The organism is Acidovorax sp. (genome assembly GCF_046339755.1).
Taxonomy (GTDB): Bacteria; Pseudomonadota; Gammaproteobacteria; order Burkholderiales; family Burkholderiaceae_C; genus Acidovorax.
On sequence record NZ_JBKDTZ010000302.1, the window covers coordinates 1 to 20,883 of the forward strand.

A 20,883-nucleotide genomic window follows, 5' to 3' on the forward strand; every position below is an offset into this window, starting at 1 on the left:
GCCTTCTACAATCACCGCAGGCTGCATTCCTCGCTGGGCTACCTCAGCCCGATGCAGTACGAACAACGCTGGTACGAGGCACAGCGCAAAAAGGCCGCGTGAATCGTGGGTTAAGAACTACACGAAACAGGGGCAAGGTCACAGACCTCAAAGGCGGTAGCGACCTCGGAGGGTGAAGTACCGGGGGCGTAGAACTTCCCATCCTCTTCGATCAAGCTCATCTTTGGATGCGCGCCAGTGAGAGCAGAACGGATCGCGGCTATCGGGAAGTCGGCGGGGATTCCGCTATAGATGGAACGGTCGATTGACATGGTCGCTCCTTGCAATGGGAGCAACATACCCCCAATGAGCCGGGCCTTCAAGGGCAGTAAGGAATCAAGGCCTCGGTGTTCGTTCCTTGCTTTGGTTCAGCCCTTGCACGCTCCCACAGAAGAATGTCCACTTAGGCCGTGGATGAACCTGTGGATATCCCCGTGGTATGTCCTGCAGAGCCTGCACCAGCGCGGTTCCTGACGGAATGCCTAATTCATAGGCAAGACAGAGCGCGGGGTGCAGGTCCTACCTGTTGAAATGCGACCAACGCTGCCCAATCAAGGCTTTCGAGGGACATCTTGGGTGCACGCAGTGACTTTGCTATCCTGCTTGTCTCTAGACGAACGAGGTTCATCATGGAGCTTCACCTTGTCAACGAACGTCCGGCGCCGGATGTCCTTTCGCAGCCCGAGGTTCAACTGCACCACTGGCGCATCCTGCGGCGGGGCAATGGAACCCTGCACATTGCCGCCCAGCTTGATTCGGGGTCACTGCGTCTCACATCCCTGCTGCAAGCCATAGACCTGCCCAAGGCAATAGTCAAAACGGAGTCTGGACGGAGCTACTACCTGTGCAATCCACCTGAGGAAGACCAACTGCTGAGGTCTCTCATGGTGCTAAACGCAGCCCGAGGCCTGGTTCAGGTCTCGGAGGATGTGAGTGACGCCATCTGGGCCGCGATCACCACTGGTGCTTGGCCCTATGAAGGCTCCTGCTTGCTGCCTTCAGTGCAATAACTTCGCTCGAGCCGTTTGGACCGCTGACCTCATGCCATGAGGGCAGCAGGAGCCCTGCTGATTTCCACAATGCAGGAAATGCCCGACGGCCCTTCTTTTCATCCGACGAACTTTATTTGTTGAAGTCAAATGAGGAATCAGTCGCTTCAAATACGGACACCGGAAGCGACTTAATCCCGTTGCGGAACTTGTCCACATAATCCTTGTGAATCGCGCTCGGGCTTGAAGCGGGCCAAGGTGCGAGTATCAGTCGCTTCACACAGTCGGGGCGATTCAGTTGGATGGTTGGAACGGTGTGAGCTGGGAATGGTCTGGTGTAAAGATTCCCAGGTCACCGAGGTTGAGCATCTGCTCAACTGCGCTGAGGCACCTTATTCGGTGACACAGAGAACAGGTTCAAGCGGCTAGACTTCCTCTATGCAACAGTGGTTGGTGACTAACGGAGTCTTATCGGCGATCCAGTTAAGCCGGCAATTTCTTTTAGCGCATCCCAGCACGCATTTAAGCAACCGGGCTAAGTCCAGGCTAGGCTGCACTGGGCATGTCGGCATACAGCTGACTAATCAGGACACAAAACAAATCTGCTTGCAGAGGGGGCTCGAATTGATACATACCCTGTCGCTCGACGCCATGGTGCGCTCTATTGGAATGTCGCAAGATCAGCCCTTGCTGGTCTTCCTTGGGGCCGGCGCTTCCATGAGCTCGGGAATGCCTTCAGCGACTCAGTGCATCTGGGAGTGGAAGCGTTCCATATTTTTGACGAACAACCCGGGGCTCGAGCGCCAATTCGATGAGCTTTCCCTCCCCTCGGTTCGACAGCGCATCCAGCGCTGGCTGGATGCCCAGCGTCGATACCCCGCAAATGGCGCTGCCGACGAGTACTCGGCATACATCGAGGCTTGCTATGCGCGCGGAGATGACCGTCGCCGGTATTTCCAGGAGTGGGTCAAGCGGGCGAAGCCGGGACTGGGCTATCAACTCATGGCAGAGCTTGTTAGGCTGCGGCTGGTCGCCTCGGTCTGGACGACAAATTTTGACGGTCTGGCGGCGCGGGCGGTAGCGACTGCCGGTATTACCGCCATAGAGGTGGGGCAGGATTCGAAAGAGCGAATCTCCCGCCCTATTGCTCTCGATGAGCTCCAGTGTGTTTCCATGCATGGGGACTATCGCTACGACGCCCTGAAGAACACACAACGAGAGTTGGGTGAGCAGGAGGCCGAGTTGCGTGCGGCACTTGTCCAGCAACTGCGAACTCGGCCCGTGCTGGTGTGCGGTTACAGCGGCCGGGACGCTAGCGTCATGGCTGCGTTTTTGGAGGCCTACCGCCACCCAGCACAGCAGCGGCTGCCACTGTTCTGGACCCAGTACGGCGCTTCACCGGTGACTGGCGATGTTGAGAAGCTATTGCAGATGCCCGATGGGGCCGACCCACAGCGATTCGTCGTGCCAGACGCAACCTTTGATGACGTTGTTCGTCGCATTACGCTGCATGTGGCGCCAACTGAGGCACGCGCTCAGGTGGACTCGGTGCTGGACAAGTTCAAGGAGTCACCCACGACCCTGCGCGCCGCATTTCAACTGCCAAACCTCCCTGTCACGGGGCTGATTAAGAGCAACGCTTTTCCGATGCTGCCGCCGGGCGAGTTGCTGGAGTTTGATCTGGTGCAGTGGCCGGCGCGCGGCATTGTGTGGTCCGACCTCAAGGCAATAGGCGAGGAACATGGTTTCCTCGCTGCACCGTTCAGGGGCAAGGTGTATGCCATCGCCTCGCCACAGCAGATCCAGTCGGCGTTTGCGAGAAACATTTCGGGCGAGGTTAGACGTGTCCCACTGAATGATGAGGATCTTCGCTACGAAGACGGGACGGCCAACAGCCTCATGCGGCGGGCGACAGCCCTTGCGTTGGCCCTCAAGGCAGGATTGAACTGCAACCATGAGGGCTTAATCTGGGATTCCGAGGACACCACAGAGCAACGCGTCGAATTGCGACAATGGACTGTTTACAAGGCCGTCCTCTTGCAAGTCAAGTCCGTCCGCAGCTCGCTGGTGCTTGTGCTCAAGCCAACCCTGTTTGTGACCGACAGGGCTGGTGATCAAGCGCCGAGGACAATTGCCAACGCAATCAAGGTCAAAGTCCTTGGTTACCAACACAACGACAAGTTCAATGAGGCGCTGGAGTTCTGGCGCGCTCGTCTGCTTCCAGACCGCGACAACGCGCTGAGGTTTCCGGACGTCGAGGAAGGCATCAAGTTTTCCGTCTCCTCGCGTCCGATCTTCGCGAAGATCACCGATGAGCGTGAGGCGTCTTTCGCGCTGAGCGAGCGCAACGAGCGCCTAGCATCGCAGGTCGGTCTGCAGATCCGTGAGCCCAGGTTGTCGTTCCTGCCCAAAGCCGGGCGGGGCATTGCCTTCGACACACATCCGATTCGAGGGCTGCTTCGCGACAGGCCCTTCGACGCGCTGCTCACCGAAACCGGCATGGCACCCAATATACGCATTGGCTTGATTGCACCGGCAAAGGATGGTCGTCGCGTCAGTCAGTATCTCGGCCAACTCCAGGAGTCTGCCGACCCCACGCGATCGGATGCCGACTATCTGCTGCCGTTTCCAGGCTTCAGTACAGCGTTCAAGTGTGGCCTGGAGATCACTCAGCCTGGGGGTAAAGGATTCGTCGGTCTCGACGAACCAACGGAGAGGACGCCTTCAGGCGCCCGTGAGCTCGGTGCACGAATCGCCGCGGCACTGGCCTCGTTGAAAGCCGCCTCGAACCCAAGCGTCATCTTCGTCTACATCCCAGCTCGATGGAGTGCCTTGCGAGGGTACGACGTCGACGGCGAACAGTTTGACCTCCACGACTTTGTGAAGGCGTCCGCGATCCCGCAGGGGATATCGACGCAGTTTCTTGAGGAAGACACACTGGTTCACCCGCAACAGTGCCGGGTGCGCTGGTGGTTGTCGTTGGCGACCTATGCGAAGGCGATGCGAAGTCCGTGGGCACTTGACGGCCTCGACAGAGATTCAGCCTATGTCGGTATCGGCTACAGCTTTCGCAACAAACCGGGCGAGGACGGCAATATCGTTCTTGGTTGCAGCCACCTGTACAGCCCTAACGGGCTGGGCCTGCAGTTCCGTCTGAGTAAGATCGAGAACCCCATCATGCGAAGGAAGAACCCCTTCATGGGCTTCGATGACGCTCGGCGTCTTGGCGAGGGGATTCGGGAATTGTTTTTTGAAGCAAATCTCCGGCTCCCGAAACGAGTGGTGGTCCACAAGCAGACGCCTTTCCTCAAAGAGGAACGGGAGGGCCTGCAGGCCGGGCTTGAGGGAGTCGATTGCGTCGAACTCTTGCAGATTCACGTCGACGACACGCTCCGATATCTGGCCTCCAAGGTGAGCCGATCCGGATCACTGGAGATCGACGGTTATCCCATCCATCGCGGAACCACGGTAGTGGTCGATGAGTCGACGGCGTTGCTGTGGGTACATGGCGCATCCACGGCTTTGAACCCCTCGCGCACCTATTACCAAGGGAAGCGGCGCATTCCGGCACCTCTGGTGCTCACCCGTCATGCCGGAACGAGTGAGCTCATGACGCTTGCTGAAGAAATTCTCGGGCTGTCGAAGATGAACTTCAATAGCTTTGACATGTACGGGCAGCTTCCAGCAACCATCGAAACCTCGCGACGCGTCGCGCGTGTTGGTGCACTGTTGGACAGATATGCAGATCGGTCCTATGACTACCGCTTGTTCATGTGACTCGAATGTTCGCCGCCCGCGACCTCTGGTCAACGCGGTGCGCGCGATGCCGGCAGGCTCGTTACGCCCCCCAAGCTAGTTCACGCACGCGCGTGCGAGGGGGGGCCGTAACGTCGGTCGCATTTCAGTCTTCGAGCGTCCGGTTTCGTGCAATCGGCTCCGCAATCAATAGAGCGCATTACGCCCACAGCTGCCGGTGCTGCCGGAGCCCCAGTCCCTCCAGAAAACGTGATTGCGCAGGAATATATATTTGTCAAAAAATGACCATGACTCTAAAATAATTGTCTACTATGCGTTTTAAAGCCGCAAAATGACCATAACTTTTGGCAATTAAGGATACCGCTGCAGCCACCACACGCCCTCACTCCACAGTGACGCTCTTGGCCAGGTTGCGTGGCTTGTCCACGTCGGTGCCGCGCGCGCAGGCCGTGTGGTAGGCCAGGAGCTGCAGCGGCACCACGTGCAGCAGCGGGCTCAGCGGGCCGTAGTGCTCGGGCATGCGGATCACGTGGATGCCTTCGCTGCTCTCGATGCGGGTGTCGGCATCGGCCAGCACGTAGAGCACGCCGGCACGGGCGCGCACTTCCTGCATGTTGCTCTTGAGCTTTTCCAGCAGTGTGTCGTTGGGCGCCACGGTGACCACGGGCATGGCACTGGTGACCAGGGCCAGGGGGCCGTGCTTGAGCTCGCCGGCCGGGTAGGCCTCGGCGTGGATGTAGCTGATCTCCTTGAGCTTGAGCGCGCCTTCGAGCGCAATGGGGTAGTGCAGGCCCCGGCCCAGGAACAGGGCGTTCTCCATGCGCGCGAAGTCCTCGGCCCAGCTGATGACCTGGGGTTCGAGCGCGAGCACGGCCTGCAGTGCCACGGGCAGGTGGCGCATGGCCCTGAGGTGGGCGGCTTCCTGCTCGGGCGTGAGGCGGCCCTTGGACTGCGCGAGCGCCAGCGTGAGCAAAAACAGCCCGGCCAGTTGCGTGGTGAAGGCCTTGGTGCTGGCCACGCCGATCTCCACGCCGGCGCGCGTGATGTAGGCCAGCTTGCACTCGCGCACCATGGCGCTGGTGGCCACGTTGCAGATGGTCAGCGTGTGCTGCATGCCCAGGCTCTGCGCGTGGCGCAGGGCGGCCAGGGTGTCGGCCGTCTCGCCCGACTGGGTGATGGTGACCACCAGGCTGCGTGGGTTGGGCACGCTGGTGCGGTAGCGGTATTCGCTGGCCACTTCGACCTGGGTGGGGATGCCGGCGATCTCTTCGAGCCAGTACTTGGCGGCGCAGCCGCTGTAGTAGCTGGTGCCGCAGGCCAGGATGAGGACGCTGTCGATCTCCTTGAACACGCGCCAGGCGGCCGTGCCGTCGGCGCCGTCGAAGAGTTCGGGCACGATGCCCTCCAGGCCTTCGAGCGTGTCGGCAATGGCGCGTGGCTGCTCGAAGATCTCCTTTTGCATGTAGTGGCGGTAGGGGCCGAGCTCGGCCGCACCGCTGTGGGCCTGCACGGTGCGCACCGGGCGCTGCGCGGGGGTCAGCGCTTCGCGGCTTTTGCCCACGATCCAGTAGCGGCCCAGTTGCAGGTCGACCAGGTCGCCCTCCTCCAGGTAGACGATCTGGTCGGTCACACCGGCCAGGGCCATGGCATCGCTGGCCAGGAAATGCTCGCCCGCCACCGAGCCGCCGGCGCCCGAGCCCACGCCCAGGATCAGCGGCGAGCCGGCGCGCGCGCCCACCACGCGGTGCGGTTCGTCCTTGTGCATCACGGCGATGGCGTAAGCGCCATGCAGTTGGGCCACGGCGGCCTGCACGGCCTCGAACAGGTCGCCGGTGTAGTGGCTTTCCACCAGGTGAGCGATGACCTCGGTGTCGGTCTGGCTGGTGAACACGTAGCCGCGGGCCTGCAGGGCGGCGCGCAGTTCCTCGTGGTTCTCGATGATGCCGTTGTGCACCAGCGCCACACGGCCCGGCGTGCCGGCCGCGTCGCCGGTGCCGTGGCTGAAGTGGGGGTGGGCGTTGTGCACTTCGGGGGCGCCATGCGTGGCCCAGCGGGTGTGGGCGATGCCGGTGGCGCCATCCACATGGTCGGTCTGCACCTGTTCGAGCAGTTCGGCCACGCGGGCCGTGCTGCGGGCACGCTGCAGGCCGGCCGGGCGGCTGGCGTCCAGGCTCGATGCATGCACGGCCACGCCGCACGAGTCATAGCCGCGGTATTCGAGCCGCTGCAGGCCCTGCACGAGGATGGGAACGATGTTGCGCGTGGAGACCGCGCCGACGATGCCGCACATGGATTGCTGCTCCGGTTGTTGGGTGAGTGGCGCAATGGTAGGCAGGCATTCATGGAATTGGCGATTGATATTCACATCAAAATGAACTTAAATTTCATAAAATCCAGGTGGTGAAATAAAATTCCAAAATCATGAAAAAATCGGAATCAATTACCCTGGACCAGGTGGACCTGCAATTGCTAGCGCTGCTCCAGGCCGATGCCAGCCAGAGCAACCAGGCCCTGGCCGAGCAGGTGCATGTCTCCCCGCCCACCTGCCTGCGCCGCGTCAAGCGCATGCACGAGGTGGGCCTGATCGAGCGGCAGGTGGCCCTGCTGCAGCCCGACCGCCTGGCAGCGGTGCAGGGCCATGGCCTGGCCTGCATCGTCGAGGTGTCGCTGGACCGGCAGGATGCCCAATCGCTGGATGCCTTCGAGGCCCGGGCCGTGGAGCACCCTGCGGTGCAGCAGTGCTGGCGTGTGTCGCCCGGCCCGGACTTCATCCTGGTGGCGCACACGCGCGACATGCCGGGCTACCTGGCCTTGTCGCAGCAGTTGTTCACGGGCGATGCCAATGTGCGCAACGTGAAGGCATTCTTCAGCACCAAGCGCGCCAAGTTCAGCACGGCCATCCCGCTGCAGGGGCCATGAGCCGGGCCTCAGCGCTGCAGTCCTCTTGCCGGCAAGGCGGCAGGGCAGGCGATTTCCCGCTGGCCTCTACCGCCGGGTAAAGGTAAGCTCTGAGCGCCTGCCCCTCCTCGCTGCCCCCTCGCCCGCGCGCACCCTTTTTTCCATGGCCACCTACGAACAACAGATGCCCCGGCGCGTGTACCCGCTGCGCGTGCTCGGCATGGGCCTCGGTGGCGTGGTGGTGTCCGTCGTGCTGTGGCAGCGCCAGGCGTCGTCGCTGGAGTGGCTGGGCATGGTGATGCTGTGTTTCGTCTGGCCCCATGTGGCCTACCAGCTGTCGCGGCGCAGCGCCGACCCCTACCGTGCCGAGATCCGCAACCTGCTCGCCGACTCGGCATTTGCCGCGGCTCTCGTGCCACTGATGCACTTCAGCCTGCTGCCCAGCGTGCTGCTGTGCACGCTGACCATGGTGGACAAGATCACCACCGGCATCCGCGGGCTGTGGGCCCGATCCATTCCGGCCATGCTTGCGGGCGGTGCGGTCGGAACGCTGCTCACCGGCATACACTGGTCCCCCGAGAGCCCCATGCCCACCATCCTGGCCTGCCTGCCGGTGATGGCGCTGCACACCATTTCGGTCAGCATGGTCAGCTACCGCCTCATCCGCAAGGTATCGCACCAGAACATGCTGCTCGACGAACTGCGCCGCGTGGACACGCTGACCGGCCTGTACGGCCGCGGCCACTGGCAGGAGAAGGCCGAAGCTGCGCTGCGCCAGCACCATGCGGGCAATGAGCCAGCCTGCATGCTGATGCTGGACATCGACAGCTTCAAGCAGATCAACGACCAGCATGGGCACACCCTGGGTGACGAGGTGATCCGCGCCGTGGCCCATGTGGTGCGTGGCAATGTGCGTGCCACCGACTGCGCAGGCCGCTACGGGGGCGACGAGTTCGCGATCCTGCTGGCCGGCATGGGCGTGGAAGAAGCCGCCGCCGTGGCCGAGCGCATCCGCGCGCAGACCGAGGCCATCCGCCTGCGCGACATGCCGGCCCTGCGCATCACCGCCAGCATCGGCGTGGCGGCAGCCCACCCGCGCCATGGCAGCCTGCGCGCATGGATGGATGCGGCCGACACCGCGCTCTATGTGGCCAAGAATGCAGGCCGCAACCGGGTGGCCAATGGCCAGCACACGGCCACCGACCCTGCCATGGCCATCTCAAGCCCCTGAAGACGCAGCGGCAGGCCACTCCAGCCGCACCTGGCAACCGGCGCCCGGCGCGCCATCGGCGGTGATCTGCGCGCCATGGCGCTGCGCGATCAGTCGGCACAGGGCCAGGCCGGTGCCCACGCCCTCGAACTCGGTCTCGCGGTGCAGGCGCTGGAACACGCCGAACAGCGATCCCGCCTGCGCCGCATCGAAGCCCGTGCCGTTGTCGCGCACGGTCACGGCCACACGGCCGCCGTCCAATGGCTCGGCACCGATGTGGATGTGCGCCTGCGCCTGGCCACGCGTGAACTTGAGCGCATTGCCCAGCACCTGCACCAGCAGCTCGCGCAACAGGCCGGCGTCGGCGTCGAGCGTGGGCAGATCCGGCGCCAGATGCCAATGCACCTCGCGCCCGGCCTCGGCGGTGGCCAGGTCCGTGCGCGCCTGGGTCACCGCATCGGCCAGCGCCACGGTGCCACAGTGCAGCGGTGCGCGCGTGGCCCGCGCAATGGCCAGCAGGCCATCGATCATGAGCCCCATGCGCCGGGCCGACTGGTCCATGGTGGCCAGAAAGCCCAGTGCCTCCTGCAGCTCGGGCGCCTGCACCACCTCCGCAGGCAGGTCGCCCAGCACTTCGCGCACCAGGGTGCCGTACGAGGTCACATGGCGCAGCGGGGCCCGCAGGTCGTGCGAGACGGCCCTGAGGACTTCTTCCTGCGCGGTCGCCATGTCGGCCACCTGCTGGCGGCTGCGCGCCAGCTCGGCGCGCAGGGCCTCCACGGTCCCCGGGGTGTCGTCGTCGCTCATGCCGCGGGCCTCCTCGTCAGCTCATGCCCCGGGCGGCTTCACCGGACGCGCCCAGTTGGCGATGGCCACCTGCTTGCCGCGGGCCACGCCCAGGGAGCCTGCGGGAACGTCCTTGGTGATGGTGGAGCCACCACCCACCGTGGCACCGGCACCGATGGTGACGGGCGCCACCAGCACGCAGTTGCTGCCGATGTGCACGTCGGCCTCGATCACCGTGCGGTGCTTGTTGGCGCCATCGTAGTTGGCGGTGATGGCGCCCGCGCCATAGTTCACGCGCTCGCCCACCGTGGCATCGCCCAGATAGGCCAGGTGGTTGGCCTTGGCACCGTCGGCCAGGGTGGAATTCTTCACTTCGACGAAGTTGCCGATGTGCACCTCGCGGCCCAGCTGGGCACCGGGGCGCAGGCGCGCGAAGGGGCCGATCAGTGCGCCCTCGCCCACGCTGGCGCCGAGCTTCTCGCCGTCGATGTGGGTGTAAGGGTGCACCACGGCCCCCGCCGCAAGGCGCGCATTCGCGATGCAGCAGTTGGCACCGATCTGCACGCCCTCGCCCATCTCCACACGGCCGGTGAAGACGCAATTGACGTCGATCTCCACATCCTGGCCGCAGACCAGTTCGCCACGTACGCCGGTGCGCACATCATCGCGCAGGTCGAAGCGCGCCGGGTCGGCCAGGCGCACGCCCTGCTCCAGCAAGGCCCGGGCTTGGCGCTGCTGGTGGGCGCGCTCCAGCTCGGCCAGTTGCAGCGGGCTGTTCACGCCGGCCACCTGCAGCGCATCGCTGATGCGGTGGGCCACCACGGGCACGCCGTCGGCCACGGCCATGGCGACGATGTCGGTCAGGTAGTACTCGCCCTGGGCGTTGTCGTTGGTCAAACGGGCCAGCCACGGGGCCAGCAGCCGCGCGGGCACGGCCATGATGCCGCTGTAGACCTCGGTGATGGCGCGCTGCGCCTCGCTCGCATCCTTGTGCTCGACGATGCCCTGTACGTCACCGGCGCCATTGCGCTCGATGCGGCCATAGCCCGTCGGGTCCGGCAGGGTGACGGTAAGCAGGGCCAGCCGCTCGCCGCCACCGGCCGCCACCAGAGCACGCAGGGTGTCGGCCTGGGTCAGCGGCACGTCGCCCGACAGCACCACCACCGTGCCGTCCTCGCGCAGATGGGGCACGGCCTGCTGCACAGCGTGGCCGGTGCCCAGCTGCGGCTCCTGCCGTACGAAGGCGAGTTCCACACCGTCCGCAGGCGCGCTACGCGTAGCGGCCTCCACCTCGGCGGCGCCATGGCCGGTGATCACGGTGGCGCTGCGCGCCTGCAGATGCGCCGCCTGGTCCAGCACATGGTGCAGCAGCGGGCGTCCGCCCAGGCGCTGCAGGACCTTGGGAAGGCGGCTTTTCATGCGCGTGCCCTTGCCGGCCGCCATGATGAGGATGTCGAGTTGCGTCATGGAAATGGTGTGTGATGCGCCCTGCGCCCTGAAACGCGCGGGGCCGGATGTGCCGATTATCGGCCCCGCCCACCCACGCAGCCCCGCTACAGCAACGGCAGCAGGCGCGGCGGCCGGTCGTAGTACTCGGCGATGCGTTCGAGCGCGTGGGGATTGAGCAGGCGCAGCCGGCCATGGGCCAGCTCGTGCAGGCCCAGTTGCGACAGGCGCCTGAGCGTCTTGTTGGTGTGCACCAGAGACAGGCCCAGCGCGTCGGCGATGTGCTGCTGGTTGATCGGGAAGGCCACGGAGCCGTCCACGTCCACCAGGTCGATCCGCTCCAGCCGGCGGTACAGGTGCATCAGCAGCATGGCCACGCGTTCGGTGGCGTTGCGCCGGCCAGCGGTCAGCAGGTTGTCGTCCACATGGCCTTCTTCGTGGGCCGCCAGCCAGGTGATGTCATAGCCCAGCCGCGGCTGTTCGCGGAACACGGACCACAGGCTGTCGTTCTCGAACACGCACAGCGCGCAGTCGGTCACAGCCTCGACACCGTATGCCGAGAGGTCGCCGAACTCCTGCTGCAGGCCCACCAGGTCGCCGGGGAGCAGGAAGTTCAGGATCTGGCGGCGGCCATCGCTCAGGGTCTTGTAGCGGAATGCCCAGCCCGCGTAGAGCGTGAACATGCGCGAGTTGACCTGGCTCTCGTGCAAGAGGGCACCGCCGGCCTGCACCGAGAAGGTGGAGGTGCGGAACCCCTCGATGAAATCCAGCACCTCGGGCTCCACGGGGGTGAACGCCCGCGTCCTGCGCAGCCGGCATTCCCGGCAGTGGGGCGGACACGCGTTGGGCGGCAGGGTGGCGTTCATGGTGCGCCATTCTAGGGACGCCCACATGCCGAAACACCCCCAGGCGGCATTTTCCGGCGGTGTTGGGGGCACGCCATGGGGCGTCAGGCCTTTTCAGCGCATCGTTCGGCGCTATGTCTTTTGACATTGCGGGCATGTCAGCGCAGCCCTACATTGCGCCGCACCTATGTCACCACTCATCCCTTCCAGCGCCCTTTATGAAGCCCTGTACGTCAGCACCCTCGCCGAGCGGCAACCCGTGGCCGTGGTGGCCGAGATCGCCGGCCACGCCCGCGTGCACAATGCGCGGCGGGGCATTACCGGTCTGCTGATCTTCGATGGCATGCGCTTTTGCCAGCAACTGGAAGGCACGCAGAAAGAGGTGCTCAAGCTCACCGAGCGCATCCGCGACGACACGCGCCACACCCGGGTGGAGGTGCTGCACCACGGCCCCCTGGCCGAGCGGCGCTTCCGGCAGTTCAGCCTGGCCTTCACGCCGGTCGAGGACACCGAGGTTCTGGCACGGCTCGAACTGCTCGACGGCGAGGCGGCCATGGCCGCCTTCGAAGCCCTGCGGGCGGAATTGCACCGGTAGCGTATCCACCAACAACAACGGCCGCCCGGTTGCCCAGGCGGCCGTTGCGTGCCTCTGAGCCCGCGGTTCAGGCGCAGCAGGGCGTGCCATCCACGGTGGGCACGGCCGTCATGCCGAGCGAAGCACGTTGCCACCAGCTGGGTGCGGAGCGCGAAGGCTGCACCGCCCAGCGGTACTGCAGGCGCTGGTTGCCCAGGGTCTCGACCACCGCATGCTGGCCAGCGGCCACCCACAGCGTCTGGCCGGCCTGCAGGAAGACGTCGCCTGCGGACCCGCTGCTGGCGCCATGCGGCCCATCGTCCAGGGTCACCCAGGCCTGGCCTTCGGCAACGCGCAGTGCCATGGGCTTGCGCGGTGTCAGGCTGACGGCCTGGCCGGGCTTGAGCGTGTTGATGGTGTCCTTGGCCGCAACGCGGCCGAAGACGCTGGATGGTTGCAATTGCAGAACATTCGATGCGGTCATGGCTTTCTCCTGGTAAACCCTATAGGCCTCTATGGTGCGCTTGTGCTTGAAAAGCGTCCAATGAATTGCGAGTGCCTGATTGATTCAAGTTCGGCATCAATCCCAAAAATGGCCGGATACCGTTGACGGCCATATCCTGTTCAAGCGTGCATGCGCACTCGCTGGGGTGCTATCCGATGCAGAGCAAAGCGCAGCAGGCCGGCGGCCAGCCTGCCGCTGGCGCCCAGGGTGGCGGCCACCGCAGCAGCCACGGCACGCCCGCCCTGGCCGAGGGCACAGCCCAGGTCACGCAGCGGCTGCGCCACGCCAAGCTCCCAATCCCCTGCCGGATCGGCCGCCAAGGCCACGGCAGGCACCACATCCCAGCAGAAGGCCACCGCACTGGGCGCCCCGCCACGCAGGTACCAGGACTCCATCACCACCTGCTGGCCCGCTTCGACGACCAGGGCCTGCCCCTGGGCCAGCACGACGTCCTCGGTGGCATCGCCGGCATGGCCGGGCCTGGCCCCCACCGACAGCCACACCCGGCCCTGCGAGATTTCCAGCACACTGCGCTCACGCGGGTTCAGCGTGATGGCACGGCCCGCGTCCAGCTTCCAGCTTCCGGCCAACACGCGGCCGGCCGTGGCGGCGATGGCAGATTGTTGCGATTCCAGAACGGTATGGGACAGCATGGTGGACTCCTCGGTGCTTGAAAAAACGTTGTAGAGCCTGGATGATCCGCCTGCAGAGGCCTTCGGTCCAATGAAAACGCAGTACGCTATTGATGCCGCCAACGCATGAATAGAGATGGAGCACAGAGCATGCAGAACGCCGAACCCACCCCCGCCCCCTTGTCTCGCACCCGCCCCGTGGCCGTCGGCCACTGGCGCGCGTTTCTGGCCGTGGCACGGCACCTGAACTTCCGCGCCGCGGCCGACGAGCTGGCCCTGACCCAATCGGCCGTGAGCCGGCAGATCCAGGCCCTGGAGGACGAAGTGGGCGTGGCCCTGTTCCTGCGCCACACCCGTGCGGTGGAGCTGACCAGCGCGGGCGCCCAGCTGCAGCGCTCGGTGGCGCCGGCGCTGGACCGCATGGACGCCTCGGTGCGCCTGGTGCGCCAGACGGCAGGGCGGCGCAGCGTGGCCATCACCACCTGGGCCAGCTTTGCATCGATGTGGCTGATTCCGCGCATGGAAGAGTTCCAGCGCGACAACCCGGGCATCGACATCCGCATCGACGCCACCGATGTGCCCGTGGACCTGGAAACTTCGGATGTGGACCTGGCGCTGCGCTACAGCCTGCCGGCCAACATGCCGCGCGGCGCAGTGCGCCTGTGCGGCGAGCAACTGGCCATCGTGGCCAGCCCCTGGCTCATCAAGAGCAGCCCGCCGGTGCGCACGCCGGCCGACGTGGCCCAGTTCACGCTGATCGAGGCGGGCGACGCACACCGCAGCACGCACCTGGAATACCTGAGCTGGCAGCGCTGGTTCGAAAACCAGGGCCAGCCCAAGCTGCAGCCCCAGCGCTGGCTGTACTTCAACTACGCCCACCAGATCGTGCAGGCCGCCCTGAGCGGCCAGGGCCTGGCGCTGGCCCGCATGCCGCTGATCGCCGATGCGCTGGCCGCAGGAGACCTGGTGGAACTGCTGCCCAACCACCGCCTGGACTCGCCCCTGGCCTACTGGCTGCTGGTGGGCCCGCGCAGCGCGCACCGCCCCGAGATCAAGGCCTTCTGCGCCTGGCTGGAAATCCAGGCCAAGGCCACGCGCGAGGCCGTCGGCGATGTGCCCGACCCGGACACCGTGGACGACTTCGACTGAACCCCACCCACACCATGAAAAACGCCCTGCCGGCTTGCACCGGCAGGGCGTGGAGTGGCGCCAGCGCTGCGGATCAGATCAGCCCAGCGTGATGCGGGCGAACTTGCGCTTGCCCACCTGCACCACATAGGTGCCGGCGTCGAGCTTGAGGCCTTTGTCGCTGACCACGCTGCCATCCACGCGCACGCCACAGCCATCGATCAGACGGCCGGCTTCGCTGCTGGACGGGGCCAGGTTGGCGCCCTTGAGCAGGGCACCGATGCCCAGCGGCGCCCCCGACAGGCTGACCTCGGGAATCTCGTCGGGCACACCGCCCTTGCTGCGGTTCTGGAAATCCTGCTCGGCCGCCTCGGCCGCCGCCGCGCTGTGGAAGCGCGTGGTGATCTCCTTGGCCAGCATGACCTTGGCGTCCTTGGGGTTGCGCCCGCCGGCCACCTCGGCCTTGAGGGCCGCGATCTGCTCCAGGGACAAGAAGGACAGCAGGGTGTACCAGTCCCACATCAGCGTGTCCGAGATCGACAGCACCTTGGCAAACATGGTGTTGGGCTCTTCGGTGATGCCGATGTAGTTGTTCTTGGACTTGGACATCTTGTCCACTCCGTCCAGGCCTACCAGCAGCGGCATGGTGAGCACACACTGCGGCTCCTGGCCGTATTCCTGCTGCAGGTGGCGGCCCATGAGCAGGTTGAACTTCTGGTCCGTGCCGCCCAATTCCAGGTCGCTCTGCAGCGCCACCGAGTCGTAGCCCTGCATCAGCGGGTACAAAAACTCATGCACCGCGATGGACTGGCCGGTGGAAAAGCGTTTGTGGAAGTCGTCGCGCTCCATCATGCGCGCCACCGTGTACTTGGCGGCCAGCTGGATCATGCCGGCGGCGCCCAGGGGCTCGCTCCACTCGCTGTTGTAGCGGATCTCGGTCCTGGCCGGGTCCAGCACCATGCTGGCCTGTCGGTAGTAGGTCTCGGCGTTGGCCTTGATCTGCTCGGACGTGAGCGGCGGGCGCGTGCTGTTGCGGCCCGAAGGGTCGCCGATCAGGCTGGTGAAGTCTCCAATCAAGAAGATCACCTGGTGGCCCAGATCTTGCAACTGCCGCATCTTGTTGAGCACCACCGTGTGGCCGATGTGGATGTCGGGTGCCGTGGGGTCCAGGCCCAGCTTGATGCGCAGGGGCTTGCCCGTGGCTTCCGAGCGCGCCAGCTTCTTGACCCATTCGTCCTGGGGCAGCAGTTCCTGCACGCCGCGCAGCGAGATTTCAAGCGCCCGTCCTACACCATCGGAGACCGGGCTCGTTGTAACAGCAGATTGATTCATAAGGGTTTTTTGGGATGTCTAGACAGCGTGCGCCGCTATACTCCAGCCCACATTGCGAAGGCGGATTCTAATGGGCCCGCTGTTTCGACCCGCTTCCTGCCTGTCGAATCGCTGCAAACAGACAGTCTGTGCGCCTGGCCTTGCCCCGTATTCGCACCGGGGAAGTGCCAGGAGATCACTCTCACACTGGGGATAGACCTTTGATTCACGGCTTGACCACCGCCAGCGCGGCTTTGCTAGACCGACTGTCCCGTAGCATCCAACAACACCCCAAGCACATCACCGCCGCCGTTGCAGCCCTGCTGCTGACCGGCGGCGGCGGCGCATTTGCCGTCGCCTCGTTCGCCCCCGATCCCGCCGACATGCCTGTGCGCATGGTCAACTACCCGGTGGAGTCGCTGGCCGAGAACCTGGTGCTGGGCCAGCTCGATGCACCCGGTTTCTCGCTCTTCCGCTCCGAACAGGTGCGCAGCAGCGACACCCCTGAATCGCTGCTGCAGCGCATGGGCGTGGCCGATCCGGCCGCCGCCGCCTTCCTGCGCGGTGACAGCACGGTGCGCCAGAACATGCTGGGCCGCACCGGCCGCTTCGTGTCGGCCGAGACCACCGACGACCACCGCCTGGTGCGCCTGACCGCCCGCTGGGTGCCCGACGACAGCGGCAACTTCCGCCGCCTGATAGTGGAGCGCACGGGCGAGAAATTCAGCTCGCGCGTCGAGACCGCCAAGCTCACGACCAGCAGCCGCCTGGCCGGCGGCGTGATCCACAGTTCGCTGTTCGCCGCGACCGATGCCTCCAACATCCCCGACGCCGTGGCCGTGCAGATGGCCGAACTGTTCTCGGGCAACATCGATTTCCGCCGTTCGCTGCGCAAGGGCGACCGCTTCTCGGTGGTCTATGAAACGCTGGAAGCCGACGGCGAACCGCTGAGCAGCGGCCGCGTGCTGAGCGCCGAGTTCGTCAACAACAGCAAGACCCACCAGGCCATCTGGTTCCAGGACACCGGCGCCACCAAGGGCGCCTACTACACGCTGGACGGCGAAAGCATGCGCCGCGCCTACCTGACCTCGCCTGTGGAGTTCTCGCGCGTGACCAGCGGCTTCAAGATGCGCATGCATCCCATCCTGAAGACCTGGCGCGCGCACCTGGGCACCGACTTCGCAGCCCCCACGGGCACACCCGCACGCACCGTGGGCGACGGCGTGGTGGAGTTCGCCGGGGTGCAGAACGGCTTTGGCAACGTGGTCTTCGTCAAGCACCGCAACCAGCACGTCACCGTGTACGCCCACCTGAGCCGCATCGACGTGCGCCAGGGCCAGTCGGTGGAACAGGGACAGACCATCGGCGCCGTGGGTTCCACGGGCTGGGCCACCGGCCCGCACCTGCACTTCGAGTTCCGCGTGAACGGCGTGCACCAGGATCCGCAGACCATCGTGGCCGCGAGCGATGCCGCCGCACCGGTGTCCAAGGCTGCCCGCCCTGCGTTCGACCGCCTGGCCTCCAACATGCGCATCCAGCTCTCAGCTGCAGCCTCCATCGAACAGGCCAGCGCTGAATAAGGTGCCCCCACCTGAGTCGCTTCGCGCCTTCCCCCGAGGGAGGACGCCGCCAGCGCGGCGGGGCGGCCCTTGCGCGGCGGCTCTGGCCTGGTACGTGCCAGTCTCATGAATTGCGTGCGCACCACAGCACCATGGTGATCGAGCACTCCACGGCAACATCTGCCGCGTCGACTTCGGAGCTGTACATCGGCCTGATGTCCGGCACTTCGCTCGACGGGATCGACGGGGTGCTGGCAGATTTCGCCGGTGGCCGCATGGTGGTGACCCACCATGCCAGCGCCCCTTTCGCCCCCGAACTGCGCGCAGAACTCCTGGCGCTCAACACCCCCGGCAGCAACGAGCTGCACCGTGCTGCCCTGGCCGGCAATGGCTTGGCCCGAGCCTATGCCGGCGTGGTGCAGACCCTGCTCGCGCGCAGCGGCCTGGCGCCCCAGGCCATCTGCGCCATCGGCGCCCACGGCCAGACCGTGCGCCACCGCCCGCAGGAGTTCGATGGCACCGGCTACACGCTGCAGCTGAACAACCCCGCCCTGTTGGCCGAATGCACGGGCATTGCCGTGGTGGCGGACTTTCGCAGCCGCGACGTGGCAGCTGGCGGCCAGGGCGCACCGCTGGTGCCGGCCTTCCACCGGGGCGTCTTCGGTCGCAACGGCGAAACCATGCTGGTGCTCAATATCGGCGGCATTTCCAATCTGAGCGTGCTCTGCGCAGACGGCCAGATCCTGGGTTTCGACTGCGGCCCCGGCAATGCACTGATGGACTATTGGTGCCAGTTGCACACCGGCCAGGCCTTCGACGCAGGCGGTGCCTGGGCCGCCAGTGGCCAGGTGCTGCACGATCTGCTGGCCCTGCTGCGGCAGGAACCCTTCCTGCACAAGGCGCCGCCCAAGAGCACGGGGCGCGACCTGTTCAACCCCGCCTGGCTTGCCAGTCGACTCGAAGGCTTTCAGGCCTGTGCCCCGCAGGATGTACAGGCCACGCTCACGGAGTTCACCGCCCTCGCCTGCGCCGCGGATGCCAAGCGCCACGGCGCGGGCGCCGAGACTTTGGCCGTGTGCGGTGGCGGTGCACTCAACACGCAACTGATGGCACGCCTGCAAGCGGCCTGCCCCACCTTCCAGGTCATCGCAACCGATGCGCTGGGCCTGCCTGCCCTGCAGGTGGAGGCCGCCGCCTTCGCCTGGCTGGCGCGCCAGGCCATCAAGGGCCTGCCCGGCAACCTGGCCAGCGTGACGGGCGCGGCTGGCGGGCGCATCCTGGGCGCCCTTTACCCCGCCTGAACCTTCATCCGTGGTCTGCAGCGTCGGCCGTGGTGGCCGCCTTGCTGCTGGCCCGGTCCTCGGGCGACAGCTGCCAGAAGATGCCGGCAGATGCCACCGTGATCAGCCCCATGCAGGCAAAGGTGGACTGGAAGGCCGAGAGCGTGTGCGCCGCGCCCGGCGGATGGAAGAAGGCGGTGAATGCCGCCAGCACCGCGCCGGCCGCCGCCACCCCCATGCCCATGGCCAGCATCTGCACCATGGACAGCAGGCTGTTGCCGCTGCTGGCCGTGGCATGGTCCAGGTCCTTGAGCGTGACGGTGTTCATGGCCGTGAACTGCAGCGAATTGACGGCACCGAACACCGCCAGTTGCAGTACGCGCAGCCACAGCGGCTGCCCCGGGTCGGCCAGGCCGAAGCTGGCCATGACCAGGCCCACCATCAGCGTATTGCCCACCAGCACCTGGCGGTAGCCGAAGCGCGTGATCAGCGGCGTGGTGAAGCGCTTCATCGACATGCCGGCAATGGCCACCGGCAGCATCATCATGCCCGCCTGCATCGGCGAGTAGCCCATGGGGACCTGCAGCAGCAGCGGGATCAGAAAGGGCATGCACGAGCTGCCCAGGCGCGAGAACAGGTTGCCCAGCAAGCCGATGCGCAGCGTGTCCACGGAGAACAGGCTGGGCGAGAACAGCGGATCCGCCCGCCGTGCCGCATGCAGCCAGTAGGCCACCAGGCTGGCCAGGCCAAACACCATCAGCACCAGCACACTGGCCTGGCGCAGGCCCATGCTCGCCAGGCCGTCGAGCGCCAGCGACAGCGACACCATGCCGAAGGCCAGCATCAGGTAGCCCGCCAGGTCAAAACGCGGCACGAAGGTGACCGGCTCGCCAGGCATGTAGCGCAGCGTGGCGATGCAGCCCACCAGGCCCACGGGCACGTTGATCAAAAAAATCCAGTGCCAGGACACGGCCTCCACCAGCCAGCCGCCCAGCGTGGGGCCGATCAGCGGGCCGATCAGGCCCGGAATGGCCACGAAGCTCATGGCCTGCAGGAACTGCTCGCGCGGAAAGGTGCGCAGCACCACCAGCCGCCCCACGGGCAACAGCAGCGCCCCGCCCAGGCCCTGCACCACGCGCGCCGCCACCAGTTGCGCCAGGTTCTGCGCCAGGGCGCAGCACACCGAGCCGATCACGAACAGCACGATGGCCGAAAAGAACACGCGACGCGAGCCAAAACGATCGGCCAGCCAGCCCGAGGCCGGGATCAGCATGGCCATGGCCAGCGAATAGGCCACCACCACGGACTGCATCTGCAGCGGGCTCTCGCCCAGGCTCCTGGCCATGGCGGGCAGCGCGGTGTTGACGATGGTGGCGTCCAGCGTCTGCATGAAGAAGCCGATGGCCACCAGCCAGAGAAGGACCTTGCGGGATTGTTCTTGCTGCATGCGCTGCCAGGCTACGGAGAAATCGGGGGCGCCAAATGAAAAGCCGCCCGGAGGCGGCTTGTTGCGGGGACAGGGGCCGTGCGCACGACCCGGCGTCCTCAGGCCGAGAAGCTGGAGCCGCAGCCGCAGGTGGTGGTGGCGTTGGGGTTCTTGATCACGAACTGGGCGCCTTGCAGGTCTTCCTTGTAGTCGATCTCGGCACCGACCAGGTACTGGTAGCTCATGGCGTCGATCAGCAGCGAGACGCCATTTTTGGTCATGGTGGTGTCGTCATCGTTCGTGATCTCGTCGAACGTGAAGCCGTACTGGAAGCCCGAGCAGCCACCACCCTGCACGAAGACGCGCAGCTTGAGGTCCGGATTGCCTTCTTCCGCGATCAGGTCCGCCACCTTGGCCGCCGCGCTGTCGGTGAACAGGATGGGGGCGGGCATTTCGGTCTGGATGTTCTCGGCAACTGCGCTCATGGGTGGGACTCCGT

18 protein-coding genes are annotated in these 20,883 nt (G+C 65.4%); 9 read left to right on the forward strand and 9 right to left on the reverse strand.

Translation table 11 applies throughout. The annotated features are described in order from the left end of the window. From ACK59X_RS25765 to ACK59X_RS25775, 3 genes are all read left to right on the forward strand, one after another. Positions 1-102 (forward strand): IS3 family transposase (locus ACK59X_RS25765; RefSeq protein WP_409960622.1); only part of this gene is annotated, 102 nt, incomplete at its 5' end. 566 nt (positions 103-668) lie between these two features. Next, entirely contained in the window at positions 669-1,049 is a 381-nt protein-coding gene (locus ACK59X_RS25770; RefSeq protein ID WP_409961311.1) for a hypothetical protein, read from the forward strand. Positions 1,050-1,679: 630 nt separating this feature from the next. Then, the gene (locus ACK59X_RS25775) at positions 1,680-4,805 is read left to right on the forward strand and encodes an SIR2 family protein (RefSeq protein ID WP_409961313.1); all 3,126 of its coding nucleotides are present in this window, start codon (positions 1,680-1,682) and stop codon (positions 4,803-4,805) included. Between the two features lie 361 nt (positions 4,806-5,166). On the opposite strand, the gene glmS is transcribed toward ACK59X_RS25775, so the two are convergent. Beyond that, entirely contained in the window at positions 5,167-7,074 is a 1,908-nt protein-coding gene (glmS, locus tag ACK59X_RS25780; protein ID WP_409961315.1) for a glutamine--fructose-6-phosphate transaminase (isomerizing), read from the reverse strand. 131 nt (positions 7,075-7,205) lie between these two features. On the opposite strand from glmS, the gene ACK59X_RS25785 reads away from it, so the two are divergent. Both ACK59X_RS25785 and ACK59X_RS25790 read left to right on the forward strand, forming a co-directional pair. Then, complete coding sequence (locus ACK59X_RS25785) at positions 7,206-7,703, forward strand: Lrp/AsnC family transcriptional regulator (RefSeq protein WP_409961316.1); 498 nt, start codon at positions 7,206-7,208, stop codon at positions 7,701-7,703. 142 nt (positions 7,704-7,845) lie between these two features. Next, positions 7,846-8,913, forward strand: coding sequence for a diguanylate cyclase AdrA (locus tag ACK59X_RS25790; RefSeq protein ID WP_409961318.1), 1,068 nt, complete (start codon positions 7,846-7,848; stop codon positions 8,911-8,913). On the opposite strand, the gene ACK59X_RS25795 is transcribed toward ACK59X_RS25790, so the two are convergent. From ACK59X_RS25795 to ACK59X_RS25805, 3 genes are all read right to left on the reverse strand, one after another. Next, positions 8,902-9,699: a sensor histidine kinase gene (locus ACK59X_RS25795; RefSeq protein ID WP_409961320.1), complete on the reverse strand. Its 798-nt coding sequence runs from the start codon at positions 9,697-9,699 to the stop codon at positions 8,902-8,904. The genes ACK59X_RS25790 and ACK59X_RS25795 overlap by 12 nt on opposite strands. Before the next feature lie 21 nt (positions 9,700-9,720). Continuing rightward, positions 9,721-11,145 (reverse strand): bifunctional UDP-N-acetylglucosamine diphosphorylase/glucosamine-1-phosphate N-acetyltransferase GlmU, encoded by a 1,425-nt coding sequence (gene glmU, locus ACK59X_RS25800; RefSeq protein WP_409961322.1) that lies wholly within the window; start codon positions 11,143-11,145, stop codon positions 9,721-9,723. Positions 11,146-11,231: 86 nt separating this feature from the next. Beyond that, positions 11,232-11,990 (reverse strand): Crp/Fnr family transcriptional regulator, encoded by a 759-nt coding sequence (locus tag ACK59X_RS25805; protein WP_409961323.1) that lies wholly within the window; start codon positions 11,988-11,990, stop codon positions 11,232-11,234. A 166-nt stretch (positions 11,991-12,156) separates the two neighbouring features. Here ACK59X_RS25805 and ACK59X_RS25810 point away from each other — a divergent pair, with 166 nt between their 5' ends. After that, on the forward strand, positions 12,157-12,564 hold the full coding sequence (locus ACK59X_RS25810) for a BLUF domain-containing protein (protein ID WP_409961325.1): 408 nt from the start codon (positions 12,157-12,159) through the stop codon (positions 12,562-12,564). Between the two features lie 67 nt (positions 12,565-12,631). Here the strand turns inward: ACK59X_RS25810 and ACK59X_RS25815 are convergent, their stop codons facing one another. After that, the gene (locus ACK59X_RS25815) at positions 12,632-13,027 is read right to left on the reverse strand and encodes a DUF2917 domain-containing protein (protein ID WP_409961326.1); all 396 of its coding nucleotides are present in this window, start codon (positions 13,025-13,027) and stop codon (positions 12,632-12,634) included. A gap of 140 nt (positions 13,028-13,167) precedes the next feature. Beyond that, positions 13,168-13,701 (reverse strand): DUF2917 domain-containing protein, encoded by a 534-nt coding sequence (locus ACK59X_RS25820; protein WP_409961328.1) that lies wholly within the window; start codon positions 13,699-13,701, stop codon positions 13,168-13,170. 129 nt (positions 13,702-13,830) lie between these two features. On the opposite strand from ACK59X_RS25820, the gene ACK59X_RS25825 reads away from it, so the two are divergent. Next, on the forward strand, positions 13,831-14,829 hold the full coding sequence (locus ACK59X_RS25825) for a LysR substrate-binding domain-containing protein (protein ID WP_409961330.1): 999 nt from the start codon (positions 13,831-13,833) through the stop codon (positions 14,827-14,829). 78 nt (positions 14,830-14,907) lie between these two features. Here ACK59X_RS25825 and tyrS read toward each other — a convergent pair whose 3' ends face one another. Next, the gene (gene tyrS, locus ACK59X_RS25830) at positions 14,908-16,140 is read right to left on the reverse strand and encodes a tyrosine--tRNA ligase (RefSeq protein ID WP_409961332.1); all 1,233 of its coding nucleotides are present in this window, start codon (positions 16,138-16,140) and stop codon (positions 14,908-14,910) included. Between the two features lie 200 nt (positions 16,141-16,340). On the opposite strand from tyrS, the gene ACK59X_RS25835 reads away from it, so the two are divergent. Together ACK59X_RS25835 and ACK59X_RS25840 are read left to right on the forward strand one after the other, a co-directional pair. Next, entirely contained in the window at positions 16,341-17,699 is a 1,359-nt protein-coding gene (locus ACK59X_RS25835) for a peptidoglycan DD-metalloendopeptidase family protein (protein WP_409961333.1), read from the forward strand. A 131-nt stretch (positions 17,700-17,830) separates the two neighbouring features. Further along, positions 17,831-18,979, forward strand: a complete 1,149-nt coding sequence (locus ACK59X_RS25840; protein ID WP_409961335.1) for an anhydro-N-acetylmuramic acid kinase — start codon at positions 17,831-17,833, stop codon at positions 18,977-18,979. Positions 18,980-18,983: 4 nt separating this feature from the next. Here the strand turns inward: ACK59X_RS25840 and mdtD are convergent, their stop codons facing one another. Next, positions 18,984-20,405: a multidrug transporter subunit MdtD gene (gene mdtD / locus ACK59X_RS25845; protein ID WP_409961337.1), complete on the reverse strand. Its 1,422-nt coding sequence runs from the start codon at positions 20,403-20,405 to the stop codon at positions 18,984-18,986. Positions 20,406-20,503: 98 nt separating this feature from the next. Continuing rightward, positions 20,504-20,869: an iron-sulfur cluster insertion protein ErpA gene (erpA, locus tag ACK59X_RS25850; protein ID WP_007856958.1), complete on the reverse strand. Its 366-nt coding sequence runs from the start codon at positions 20,867-20,869 to the stop codon at positions 20,504-20,506. Between the last annotated feature and the right edge of the window lie 14 nt (positions 20,870-20,883).

What these genes read in the sequence shown, in the direction of transcription:
- ACK59X_RS25770 (WP_409961311.1), top strand. Translation starts at nt 669, where the DNA reads ATGGAGCTTCACCTTGTCAACGAACGTCCGGCGCCGGATGTCCTTTCG.
- ACK59X_RS25775 (WP_409961313.1), top strand. Translation starts at nt 1,680, where the DNA reads ATGGTGCGCTCTATTGGAATGTCGCAAGATCAGCCCTTGCTGGTCTTC.
- glmS (WP_409961315.1), bottom strand. Translation starts at nt 7,074, where the DNA reads ATGTGCGGCATCGTCGGCGCGGTCTCCACGCGCAACATCGTTCCCATC.
- ACK59X_RS25785 (WP_409961316.1), top strand. Translation starts at nt 7,206, where the DNA reads ATGAAAAAATCGGAATCAATTACCCTGGACCAGGTGGACCTGCAATTG.
- ACK59X_RS25790 (WP_409961318.1), top strand. Translation starts at nt 7,846, where the DNA reads ATGGCCACCTACGAACAACAGATGCCCCGGCGCGTGTACCCGCTGCGC.
- ACK59X_RS25795 (WP_409961320.1), bottom strand. Translation starts at nt 9,699, where the DNA reads ATGAGCGACGACGACACCCCGGGGACCGTGGAGGCCCTGCGCGCCGAG.
- glmU (WP_409961322.1), bottom strand. Translation starts at nt 11,145, where the DNA reads ATGACGCAACTCGACATCCTCATCATGGCGGCCGGCAAGGGCACGCGC.
- ACK59X_RS25805 (WP_409961323.1), bottom strand. Translation starts at nt 11,990, where the DNA reads ATGAACGCCACCCTGCCGCCCAACGCGTGTCCGCCCCACTGCCGGGAA.
- ACK59X_RS25810 (WP_409961325.1), top strand. Translation starts at nt 12,157, where the DNA reads ATGTCACCACTCATCCCTTCCAGCGCCCTTTATGAAGCCCTGTACGTC.
- ACK59X_RS25815 (WP_409961326.1), bottom strand. Translation starts at nt 13,027, where the DNA reads ATGACCGCATCGAATGTTCTGCAATTGCAACCATCCAGCGTCTTCGGC.
- ACK59X_RS25820 (WP_409961328.1), bottom strand. Translation starts at nt 13,701, where the DNA reads ATGCTGTCCCATACCGTTCTGGAATCGCAACAATCTGCCATCGCCGCC.
- ACK59X_RS25825 (WP_409961330.1), top strand. Translation starts at nt 13,831, where the DNA reads ATGCAGAACGCCGAACCCACCCCCGCCCCCTTGTCTCGCACCCGCCCC.
- tyrS (WP_409961332.1), bottom strand. Translation starts at nt 16,140, where the DNA reads ATGAATCAATCTGCTGTTACAACGAGCCCGGTCTCCGATGGTGTAGGA.
- ACK59X_RS25840 (WP_409961335.1), top strand. Translation starts at nt 17,831, where the DNA reads ATGGTGATCGAGCACTCCACGGCAACATCTGCCGCGTCGACTTCGGAG.
- mdtD (WP_409961337.1), bottom strand. Translation starts at nt 20,405, where the DNA reads ATGCAGCAAGAACAATCCCGCAAGGTCCTTCTCTGGCTGGTGGCCATC.
- erpA (WP_007856958.1), bottom strand. Translation starts at nt 20,869, where the DNA reads ATGAGCGCAGTTGCCGAGAACATCCAGACCGAAATGCCCGCCCCCATC.